Raw genomic sequence first — 11604 nt, forward strand, 5'->3', positions numbered from 1 at the left:
GCGTAACCCACCCTACGAATCCTATGCCGGCGCCAGCCGCTTCCGCCGCCCGTTCCACCACAGCGTCAAATTCCAGGTGATGCAGGTCGCGAGCGCGAGGCTCAGTCCGACGGTGGAGCCGAAGTTGAGCGCGCCGAGGTGAAGCACGGCGATCGCCATGCCGAATCCGAGCAGGCCCCACGCGGAGTTGGCGAGCACGGCCGCGGTCGGCGGGCCGCCGATGCGCGGATGCAGGATCACCATCATGCTGGTGAAGACGATCGGGTACAGCGCGATGACGCCGGAGACCCGCGGGCCGACCCAGCCCGACGTCGAGACCACGATCGCGACCAGTGTTGCAACCAGCGAGGCGCGGAACGGAATGTCGTACCAGCGGCGCGTGACTAGCGGCATCTTCACATGGCGGTAGCGCGCCAGCAGCGGAATGCAGATGCCGAACGCGATGAGGTTAACGGCAAGCCCGGCAGTCAGCGTCCAGTCGAACAGACGGATGATGGACGCAAGCACGATCCAGACACCGACCGCCGTGCCACAACTCACCGCGAGATTCTGCCGCTGTGCCAGCACGACGTAAGTGAGCCCGAGAACGATCGTCGCCGCGTTGACCGGCAGGCTCGCCAGCGCGCCCTGCGCAATGAAGGCGGCGTCATGGTCGAGTGCAAGGAAGACGTAGGAGGGACCGGCCGAGATCGGCAGGGTCGCGACCAGCGCTCCGATCACCGGCCCCGAACGCTCGGTGATAACAGACGCCGACACGACGAACGCCGCAGCGATCGCCATGCGGAGGAGGAGAAGGAGGATGAAGTGGAGCTCGGGGGGCATTTTCTTGTTTGTGGTCCCGGACAAGCGAAGCGCTGATCCGGATGGAAGGCGAAGCACTTTGTCCGTCATTCCTAGGCGCGCGAAGCGCGAGCCCGGAATCCATAACCACAGGCCGTGGTCGTTTTAGAAGGCTGGGGCAACGACCGTCCGAAAACACAACGGCCTGGGGTTATGGATTCCCGCCCCCCGTGCGCAATTGCGCACTAGGCGGGAACGACACCGATTGTTGGGCATTGCGCTTCACATCCGCTGCATCGACACCGAAATCTTCGGGCCGTTCTTGATGGTCTGATAGACCACGCAGTAGCGTTCGGTGAGCTTGAGCAGGAGATCGAGCTTGTCCTGCGGCGCTGATGTGTCGACCTCGAAGCGCAGGCGGATCTCGGCGAAGCCGACCGGCGTCTCCTTGTCGACACCGAGCGTGCCGCGGAAATCGAGATCGCCCTCGGCATAGACGTTGCCGCTTCTGAGCGGCACCTCGATCGCGGTTGCAACCGACTTCAGCGTGACGCCGGCACAGGCGACCAGCGCCTCCAGCAGCATGTCGCCAGAGCAGAGCTCGAGGCCGGAGCCGCCGGTGGCCGGATGGAGGCCCGCAACGGCAAGCGCGCGGCCGGTCTCGACCTTGCAGGCGATGCCCTCGCTGTCGGTCGAGCCCTTCGCCTTCAAGGTGATCATCGCGGCTTTGGGATCGGTCTTATAGCGCTCCTTGATCGGAGCCTGCATCTGGCGCAGTTCCGCAGCGTCCATTCCTGATCTCCTCCGGCGGGTCATTAGCTGAGAAGCGGTATAGAAGGCGATGGATCTCGTGTCAGCCCACGATTGATGGAAGCTGCCATGAGCGGCCAGGTCACAACAATAAAAAAACCTAGTCTATTCATGATGTTATACTAAGGACCGAGACCAGATCCGCGGCCATTCCACGGGCTGGCCGGGCTCGTCTGCCGCTCATGCCGCGAATGTCTCGTGACAGCGCCTGTCACCTCTTATATCCGGTGAGGCATGGACAGCGTTGCGACCCAGCACAAGGCAGAGGTGGATGACCGCTTCGACACCGCACGGATCACCGCCGCGGTCGATGCGCTCGCTGAAAAGCATGAAGGGCGCGAGGACGCGTTCCGCTCCGCGCTGGCGCAGCTTCTCAAGGCCGAGCTGATCGCGGCCCGCGCCGAGGCGCAGCAGATCCTGCTGAAAGACCGTCACGGCCGGCGCTGCGCCGAACGGCTGTGCCACGTGCAGGACGAGATCATCCGCATCCTGTACGCGGCCGCGACCCAGCATCTCTACCGCTCGCCGATCCCGAGTGGAGCCGAGCGCATGTCGGTGGTCGCGACCGGCGGCTATGGCCGCGGCCTGATGGCACCGGAATCCGACATCGATCTTTTGTTCATCCTGCCCTACAAGCAAACCGCCTGGGGCGAGCAGGTGGCGGAAGCCATCCTCTATTGCCTGTGGGACATGGGGCTGAAGGTCGGCCACGCCACGCGCTCGGTCGACGAGTCGATCCGCCAGGCGCGCGGCGACATGACCATCCGCACCGCGATCCTGGAGACGCGCTTCCTCACCGGCGACAAGCCGCTCTATGAGGAGCTGGTCGCCCGTTTCGACAAGGAAGTGGTGCAGGGCACCGCGTCCGAATTCGTCACCGCGAAACTCGCCGAGCGCGAGGAGCGGCACCGCCGCGGCGGCCAGTCGCGCTATCTGGTCGAGCCCAACGTCAAGGACGGCAAGGGCGGCCTGCGCGACCTGCACACGCTGTTCTGGATCGCAAAATACGTCTACCGCGTCCGCGACACCAACGAGCTGGTCGAACGCGGCGTGTTCGACGCGCAGGAATACCGCACGTTCCGCCGCTGCGCCGATTTCCTCTGGTCGGTGCGCTGCAATCTGCACTTCTACTGCGGCCGCGCCGAAGAGCGCCTCTCCTTCGACCTCCAGCGCGAGATTGCGGTCCGCCTCGGCTACACCTCGCATCCCGGCATGCAGGACGTCGAGCGCTTCATGAAGCACTACTTCCTGGTGGCCAAGGAGGTCGGCAACCTCACCGCCATCCTTTGCGCCAAGCTCGAGGACCAGCAGGCCAAGCCCGCGCCGGTCTTGAGCCGGATGATGGCGCGGCTGCGGCCCAGCGCGGTGAAGCGGCGGGTGCCCGAAAGCGACGACTTCATCGTCGACAACAACCGCATCAACGTCGCCGCGCCCGACGTCTTCAAGCACGATCCGGTCAACCTGATCCGCATCTTCCGCCTGGCGCAGAAGAACAACCTCGCCTTCCACCCCGATGCGATGCGGGACGTGACGCGCTCGCTCAGCCTGATCAACGGGACCTTGCGGGAAAATCCCGAGGCCAACCGCCTCTTCATGGAGATCCTGACGTCCGACAACGCGGAGATCGTGCTGCGACGGATGAACGAGACCGGCGTGCTCGGCCATTTCATCCGCGCCTTCGGCAAGATCGTCTCGATGATGCAGTTCAACATGTATCATCACTACACCGTCGACGAGCACTTGATCCGCTGCATCGGCTTTCTCCAGGATATCGAACGCGGCGGCATCGAGGAGTTCACGCTCGCCAGCGACCTCATGCGCAAGACCCGGCCCGAGCACCGGCCTGTGATCTACATCGCGACGCTCCTGCATGATGTCGCCAAGGGCCGGCTCGAGGATCACTCGATTGCCGGCGCCAAGGTGGCCCGCCGGCTCTGCCCGCGGCTCGGCTTCAGCCCGGCCGACACGGAGCTCGTGGCCTGGCTGATCGAGGAGCATCTGACCATGTCCACGGTCGCACAGTCGCGCGACCTCTCCGACCGCAAGACGATCGAGAATTTCGCCGCGGTGGTGCAGTCGGTCGAGCAGATGAAGCTGCTTACGATCCTGACCACGGCCGACATCCGCGGCGTCGGTCCGGGGGTGTGGAACGGCTGGAAGGCACAGCTTCTGCGCTCGCTTTATTATGAGACCGAGCCGGTGCTGACCGGCGGCTTCTCGGAAGTGGACCGCGGCAAGCGTCTCGCGGCGGCGCACGCCGAATTCCGCATGGCCTTCGCCGAATGGCCGAAGGACGAGCTCGACGCTTACATCGGCCGGCACTATCCGGCCTATTGGCTCAAGGTCGAGCTGCCGCGAAAAATCCGTCACGCCCGTTTCGTGCGGTCGAGCGAACAGGCCGGCCACAAGCTCGCGATCAATGTCGGCTTCGATGAGGTGCGCGGCGTCACCGAGCTGACGATCTTCGCCGCCGACCATCCCTGGCTGTTGTCGATCATCGCGGGCGCCTGCGCCTCAGCCGGCGCCAACATCGTCGACGCCCAGATCTACACCACGACCGACGGCCGCGCGCTCGACACCATCTCGATCTCGCGGGAATACGACCGCGACGAGGACGAGGGCCGCCGAGCCACGCGGATCGGCGAGATGATCGAGGACGTGCTGGAAGGCAAGCTACGCCTGCCGGAGGTGGTGGCACGGCGCACCGTGCGCAGCAAGGCGCGCCCCTTCGTGATCGAGCCGGAAGTCATCATCAACAACCAGTGGTCCGACCGCTACACCGTCATCGAGGTGTCCGGCCTCGACCGACCCGGCCTGCTCTACGAGCTGACCACCGCGATCTCGAAGCTCAACCTCAACATCGCCTCGGCCCATGTCGCGACCTTCGGCGAGCGCGCGCGCGACGTGTTCTACGTCACCGACCTCCTCGGCGCACAGATCAACGCCCCGACGCGCCAGGCCGCGATCAAGAGCGCGCTGATCCATGTGATGGCCGGCGACAAGGCGGTTCAGCCGGCGGCGTGAGGGCGGACATCGCGCACAATTCCCTCCACTCGTCATTCCACATTGCGCAATAGCGCAATGGGGGCGCCGCGTAGCGGCGAGCCCGGAATCCATTGTGCCACCGGTTGTGCGGTTGAATGGATTCCGGGCTCGCGCTCCGCGCGCCTCGGAATGACGAAGGAGATGTTGACGCGCCTGACCGCTACACCTCCACGCCCTCGTGCCGCAGCAGCCAGCGCTTGCGTTCGAGGCCGCCGCCGTACTTCACCAGCGAGCCGTCGGCGCCGATCAGACGGTGACAGGGCAGCACCACGCTGATCGGGTTGGAGCCGTTGGCGTGGCCGACGGCGCGGACGGCCCTCGGCATATGAAGCCTCAACGCAAGCGCGCCGTAGCTGAGCGTCGTGCCCACCGGGATCTTCGCGAGCGCCGTCCAGACCTTGCGCTGGAACGGCGTGCCGGCGACCCGCCAAGTGACTGTCGCGAGCTGCGCAAGATCGCCGTCGAAATAGCCGGACAGCGCAGCCTTCATGCCGGCCGGTGCCGACTCTTTGCGCAGATCCACCGCGCCGTAATGCAGGCGCAGGAGCTCGCGCATGCGGTGCTCGTAGTCCTCCCAGTCGAGCGCGCGCAGCACGCCTTCGGCATCAGTGACGAGCAGCGCGATCCCGATCGGCGTCTGCAGGCGATCGAGGCCAAAACTCTCGGGCGGATGTGTCGATCGACCGGTCATTGCGACACCCTTACAGGGAACACGTATCGCACGTGCCACACCGGGCATGCTAGCGTCCACCCGAAAGCTGACGCTTGAGTGGGGAGCGACCGCCCTGGTTGCATTTGTTCCTCGCCCAAAGACGCTACGGCGCGGGGCCACGATCCTTGCGCGGTACCTCGCCTTCCTCCACAATCTTCGGCAGCGATGGCGACCGTTGCAATCAACGGGAAAAGACCGTCGGCAGAAAATTCCGTCAGGAGGAACATCCCAACATGAACAATCGCAGGGCCTACATAGCTGCCGCGGCGGTGCTCGCTTTCGCATTCTCCGCCAGCCAAGCACTCGCACAGAAGAAGTATGACACCGGTGCCAGCGACACCGAGATCAAGATCGGCCAGACCGTGCCGTTCTCCGGCGCCTACTCGGTCTACGCCAATATCGGCAAGACCCAGGCCGCGTACTTCAAGATGATTAATGATCAGGGCGGCATCAATGGCCGCAAGATCAATCTGATCCAGTATGACGACGCCTATTCGCCGCCGAAGACCGTCGAGCAGGTGCGCAAGCTCGTCGAGGGCGACGAGGTCCTGTTCACGTTCCAGCTCATCGGCACCGCCGCCAACGCAGCCGTGCAAAAATATCTCAACGGCAAGAAGGTGCCGCAGCTCCTGGCCTCGACCGGCGCTGCGCGCTTCAACGATCCGAAGAACTATCCCTGGACCATCGCCTACAATCCCAACTACGTGTCCGAGGGGCGCATCTACGCAAAATACATCCTCGCCAATCACCCCAACGCCAAGATCGGCGTGCTCTACCAGAACGACGACATGGGGCGCGACTATCTCGCAGGGCTCAAGAGCGGCCTCGGCGACAAGGCCGCCAGCATGATCGTCGGCGAGGTGTCCTACGAGGTCACCGACCCCACCGTCGACTCGCAGGTGGTCAAGCTGAAGTCGATGGGCGTCGACCTGTTCTATGACGCCTCGACGCCGAAGTTCGCGGCACAGGCGATCAAGAAGCTTGCCGACCTCGGCTGGACGCCGGTGCACATTCTCGATATCAATGCGAGCCCGATTTCGGCGACGCTGAAACCTGCGGGCCTCGACATCTCCAAGGGGATCATCTCGACGCAGTACGGCAAGGAGCCGAGCGATCCGCAGTGGAAGGACGATCCGGGCGTGAAGGCGTTCTTCGCCTTCATGGACAAATATTTCCCCGAAGGCGACAAGCTCAACACGGTCAACACCTATGCCTATTCCGTGGCCGAGCTACTGGTGCAGGTGCTGAAGCAATGCGGCGACGACCTGACGCGGGAGAACGTCATGAAGCAGGTCGCCAACATCAAGGACTTCACCCCGAGCTTCGCGCTGCCCGGCATCAAGGTCAACACCGGGCCGAACGACTATCGCGTCAACAAGCAGATGCAGATGATGAAGTTCAATGGCGAGCGCTGGGAGCTGTTCGGCCCGATCATCGAGGACTCCGGTCCGTCGGGTTAGCCCCACGGCCGAATTTGTAGGGTGGGTTAGCCCTGCGGCTGCGCGAAGCGCAGTCCGCTAGGCGTAACCCACCTCTTTCCTTTCCGCGTGGCGCAAGAAGTGGTCGGTTACGCTTCGCTAACCCACCCTACGAACTGCGCGGATGCGCCGACCTTGCGCAGCAACAACGGCTCCGCCACACTTCCGTGCAGCGATGGCGTCCAGCGCGCAACAGCGCATCGGACAGACCATCGGCAATAACAATTCGAGGAAATTGCGAATGAGGAATGGAGTTCTGCACCTGGTCGCCGGGACGGCACTGGCTTTGGCGCTGTCGGTCTCAGCGGCCAGCGCCCAGAAGAAATACGATCCGGGTGCCAGCGACACCGAGATCAAGGTCGGGCAGACCGTGCCGTTCTCAGGTCCGGCGTCGGCCTATGCCACGATCGGCAAGGCCCAGGCCGCCTATTTCAAGATGATCAACGATCAGGGCGGCGTGAACGGACGCAAGATCAACCTGATCCAATATGACGACGCCTATTCGCCGCCGAAAGCCGTGGAGCAGGTGCGCAAGCTGGTCGAGAGCGACGAGGTGCTGCTGACCTTCCAGATCGTCGGCACGCCTTCCAACGCTGCCGTGCAAAAATACCTCAATGCTAAGAAAGTGCCGCAGCTCTTTGCGGCGACCGGCGCCTCGAAGTTCACCGATCCGAAGAACTTTCCCTGGACCATGGGCTACAATCCGAACTACTTCGTCGAGGGGCGCATCTACGGCCAGTACATCCTGAAGGAGCACCCGAACGCCAAGATCGGCGTGCTCTATCAGAACGACGATCTCGGCAAGGACTATCTGAACGGCATCAAGGCGGGCCTCGGTGACAAGGCCGCCAAGATGATCGTGGCGGAAGCGTCCTACGAGGTCTCGGATCCGACCGTCGACTCGCAGATCCTCAAGATCAAGGATGCAGGTGCAGACCTGTTCTTCAGTGCCACGACGCCGAAGCAGGCGGCGCAGGCGATCAAGAAGATCGCCGAGATGGGCTGGCATCCGGTGCAGATCGTCGACATCAACGCCACCTCGGTCGGTGCGGTGATGAAGCCGGCGGGGTTAGAAGCCGCCAAGGGCGTGATCAGCGTCAACTACGGCAAGGATCCGCTCGATCCGACCTGGAAGGATGACGCCGGCATGAAGAAATATTTCGACTTCATGGCGAAGTACTATCCCGACGGCGACAAGGATTCGAACTTCAACGTCTATGGCTATGGCACCGCCCAGCTTCTGGTCCACGTGCTGCAGCAGTGCGGCGACAACCTGACGCGCGAGAACGTCATGAAGCAGGCCGCCTCGCTGAAGGACGTGACCGGCGACGTCGGGTTGCCCGGCATCAAGGCCAACACCTCGCCGACCGACTACCGCGTCAACAAGCAGCTTCAGATGATGAAGTTCAACGGCGAGCGCTGGGAGCTGTTCGGCCCGATCCTCGAGGATACGGGCCCGGCGGGTTAGGTCGCTTGGACTCTGGAGCTAGTCTTCTTGAGCCACATTGTACGCTCTCTCGCTCCCTCCTCCCTTGCGGGGGAGGGTTGGCGAGGGGGCGCCGCACGGCACGGCTTATCCGTGATGCCGTGATCGGCCTCGCTTCTAATTCAGTCATTGCAAGAGTTTGCGTTCGGAACGCCGACCTCTCCCGGGGCCACCCCCCTCTCTCGCCCTCCCCCGCAAGGGGGGAGGGAACGCAGCGGAATGCTTGGCTAGAACCACGTCTCATCGAGACGGGATGCAGCTCCTACTCCCTCCCTCTTATTTCCTCTCTCTTATTTCGGTATCTCGCCAAAATTCTTGCCGACCGGCAGCACCGCGTGTCGGATCAGCCGCGAGTCCTCGACCGCGGCCTGCCGGTGCTTCACCGCTTCGCGATAGACGGGGTCGCGGATCATCTCGACGAAGGCGGCGACGCTTGGGTATTCGGCGATGAAGCAGTGGTCCCAGCGTTCCTCCTGCGGGCCGATCAGCATCAGCTCGAATTTGCCTTGCCACACGATGCGGCCGCCGAGACGTTCGAACACCGGCCCGCTCTCGCGACCATAGGCCGCATAGGCTTCCGCGCCGGTCGCCTTGCGGCCATCGGGATAGGCCGCCTCTTTGCGCAAGCGCACCAGGTTGAGCATGTGGATCGGACCCGGGCGGTTGTTGTCCCGGAATTGCGCGAAGATTTCCTTGGTCGGATCGATATGGCCCATGCGAGTTCCCTCATCTTGGTGCCGCCGATCCTAGCCTCGCTGCCTCGCCTTCGAAACTGCTGCAGACGAATGCCGCACCTCCTAATCACGCGTTAAACTTTGGGTAACCGGGCCTTAAACAGCGACAGCTAGCGTGCGGCAGGGCGGGCTGACCGGGCGTTTTGCGTATGGCGTGGGGAAAGAAAAAGGGCGGCGGACGGAAAGAGCCGCTATTTGGCTTGCCCGCGGCGCTCGCCGATCTGCGCCTGACGGCAGCCGACCGCATCCCGAACGCCGAGGAGAAGCCGAAGAAGTCAGCCAAATCATCCGCCAAGCGTCGAAGCGACGATTCCGATGCCGAGCCGCCGCGCGAGCGCAAGGCGCCAGCCAGCCGCAGCGCCGCCAAGCGCCGGTCGAAGTCGCGCGGAAACCTCAGTATCGGCCGCCTGATCTATTGGGGTGCAGTGCTCGGCCTGTGGGGCGTGATCGCCGTGATCGGCGTCGTGATCTGGGTCGGCGCCCATCTGCCGCCGATCCAATCGCTGGAAATTCCCAAACGCCCGCCGACGATCCAGATCGTCGGCATGGATGGCAGCATGCTGGCGCAGCGCGGCGAGATGGCCGGCGCGAATGTCGCACTGAAGGATCTGCCGCCCTATTTGCCAAAAGCGTTCATCGCCATCGAGGACCGCCGCTTCTATTCGCATTTCGGCATCGACCCGCTCGGCATTGTCCGCGCAGCCGTGACCAATATCCTGCATCGCGGCGTGTCGCAGGGCGGCTCGACGCTGAGCCAGCAGCTCGCCAAGAATCTGTTCCTGACCCAGGAGCGCACCTTCCAGCGCAAGCTGCAAGAGGCCGAGCTCGCGATCTGGCTGGAGCGCAAGCATTCCAAGAACGAGATCCTGGAGCTCTATCTCAACCGCGTCTATTTCGGCTCCGGCGCCTATGGCGTCGAAGCCGCGGCGCAACGCTATTTTGGCAAGTCGGCGAAGAACGTCACCATTGCCGAAGCCGCGATGCTGGCGGGCCTCGTCAAATCACCCTCGCGGCTGGCGCCCAATCGGAACCCGGAAGGCGCCGAACAACGCGCGCAGGTCGTGCTTGCGGCGATGGCGGATGCCAAATTCATCACCGAAGCGCAGGCCAAGGCCTCGATCGGCCACCCTGCGATCAACGTGAAGCCGGCGGGCGCCGGCACCGTCAACTACGTCGCCGACTGGATCGGCGAGGTGCTGGACGATCTCGTCGGCCAGATCGACCAGAGCATCACGGTCGAGACCACGATCGATCCGAAACTCCAGAGTGTGGCGGAAGCCGCCATCATCGACGAGCTGGCGGCGAAAAGCGTGAAGTTCAACGTCAGCCAGGGAGCGCTGGTGGCAATGACGCCTGACGGCGCGGTGCGTGCCATGGTCGGCGGCCGGAACTATTCCGAGAGCCAGTACAACCGCGCGGTAACCGCCAAGCGCCAGCCGGGCTCCTCGTTCAAGCCATTCGTCTATCTGACCGCGCTCGAGCAGGGCCTGACGCCCGACACCATCCGCCAGGACGCGCCGATCGAGGTCAAGGGCTGGAAGCCCGAGAACTACACCCATGAATATTTCGGCGCGGTGACGCTGACCCAGGCACTCGCGATGTCGCTGAACACGGTCGCAATTCGCCTCGGCCTCGAGGTCGGGCCGAAGAACGTGGTGCGCACCGCGCACCGGCTCGGCATCTCCTCGAAGCTGGAGCCGAACGCCTCGATCGCGCTCGGCACCTCCGAGGTCTCCGTGGTCGAGCTGGTCGGCGCCTATGCGCCCTTCGCCAATGGCGGCTTCGCCGTATCGCCGCATGTGGTGACGCGGATCAAGACGGTCGACGGCAAGCTGCTCTACATGCGCCAGCCCGAGGAGCGCAACCCGGTGATCGAGCCGCGCTACGTGGCGATGATGAACACGATGATGCGGGAGACGCTGATCTCCGGCACGGCGAAGAAGGCGGAAATCCCCGGCTGGCAGGCGGCCGGCAAGACCGGCACGAGCCAGGACTATCGCGACGCCTGGTTCATCGGTTACACCGCCAACCTCGTCACCGGCGTCTGGCTCGGCAATGACGACAACTCGCCGACCAAGAAGGCGACCGGCGGCGGCTTGCCGGTGGAAGTCTGGTCCCGCTTCATGCGCACGGCGCACGAGGGCGTGCCGGTGGCAGCCTTGCCGAGTTCGCAAGTCGGCTGGGGTCTGTCGAACCTCGCCCAGGCCGCATCGCAAGTGTCGGCACCGATACCTCCGCCTCCAGCCGCCAACAATGCTGGCTATCGCCCGGCCCCAACGCGCACGGCGGTGCGGCCGGAAGCGGCGGCAGGTCTCGATGGCTGGCTGATGGACCGGCTGTTCGGCGGGAATAGGTAGCGCCTCAAGCGCGACGAGATCCGGTCTGCAACAAAAACGTCGAAAACAACCCCATGCAAAGTAGCCGGTGAGTTCCGGCGCGATGCTCGGTGAATTCCATCAAACCACTGATACGGCGGATCAAATCAGGGGCGCCGCGCCATCATCGCAGCGTGCGGGTCCGTCGAGCGAAACGCGCAGACGTCGCCTCATTCGCAACTGT

At 63.8% G+C, this 11604-nt stretch carries 8 protein-coding genes; 4 read left to right on the forward strand and 4 right to left on the reverse strand.

Annotation, left to right across the window (positions count from 1 at the left end):
- Window positions 1-21 precede the first annotated feature (21 nt).
- Window positions 22-822: a hypothetical protein gene (locus MTR72_RS27490; RefSeq protein WP_280967239.1), complete on the reverse strand. Its 801-nt coding sequence runs from the start codon at window positions 820-822 to the stop codon at window positions 22-24.
- A 240-nt stretch (window positions 823-1062) separates the two neighbouring features.
- Window positions 1063-1572, reverse strand: coding sequence for an OsmC family protein (locus MTR72_RS27495; protein WP_280967240.1), 510 nt, complete (start codon window positions 1570-1572; stop codon window positions 1063-1065).
- Window positions 1573-1824: 252 nt separating this feature from the next.
- Here MTR72_RS27495 and MTR72_RS27500 point away from each other — a divergent pair, with 252 nt between their 5' ends.
- Entirely contained in the window at window positions 1825-4614 is a 2790-nt protein-coding gene (locus MTR72_RS27500; RefSeq protein ID WP_280967241.1) for a [protein-PII] uridylyltransferase, read from the forward strand.
- A 181-nt stretch (window positions 4615-4795) separates the two neighbouring features.
- Here MTR72_RS27500 and MTR72_RS27505 read toward each other — a convergent pair whose 3' ends face one another.
- Window positions 4796-5326, reverse strand: coding sequence for a methylated-DNA--[protein]-cysteine S-methyltransferase (locus MTR72_RS27505; RefSeq protein ID WP_280967242.1), 531 nt, complete (start codon window positions 5324-5326; stop codon window positions 4796-4798).
- 254 nt (window positions 5327-5580) lie between these two features.
- Here MTR72_RS27505 and MTR72_RS27510 point away from each other — a divergent pair, with 254 nt between their 5' ends.
- Window positions 5581-6807: an ABC transporter substrate-binding protein gene (locus MTR72_RS27510; RefSeq protein WP_341511575.1), complete on the forward strand. Its 1227-nt coding sequence runs from the start codon at window positions 5581-5583 to the stop codon at window positions 6805-6807.
- Between the two features lie 259 nt (window positions 6808-7066).
- Complete coding sequence (locus MTR72_RS27515; protein WP_280967244.1) at window positions 7067-8293, forward strand: ABC transporter substrate-binding protein; 1227 nt, start codon at window positions 7067-7069, stop codon at window positions 8291-8293.
- Between the two features lie 308 nt (window positions 8294-8601).
- Here MTR72_RS27515 and MTR72_RS27520 read toward each other — a convergent pair whose 3' ends face one another.
- Complete coding sequence (locus tag MTR72_RS27520; RefSeq protein WP_280967245.1) at window positions 8602-9027, reverse strand: DUF1330 domain-containing protein; 426 nt, start codon at window positions 9025-9027, stop codon at window positions 8602-8604.
- 167 nt (window positions 9028-9194) lie between these two features.
- On the opposite strand from MTR72_RS27520, the gene MTR72_RS27525 reads away from it, so the two are divergent.
- The gene (locus MTR72_RS27525; RefSeq protein WP_280967246.1) at window positions 9195-11402 is read left to right on the forward strand and encodes a transglycosylase domain-containing protein; all 2208 of its coding nucleotides are present in this window, start codon (window positions 9195-9197) and stop codon (window positions 11400-11402) included.
- Window positions 11403-11604: the final 202 nt, after the last annotated feature.

The organism is Bradyrhizobium sp. ISRA442, from assembly GCF_038085055.1.
Lineage (GTDB): Bacteria > Pseudomonadota > Alphaproteobacteria > Rhizobiales > Xanthobacteraceae > Bradyrhizobium.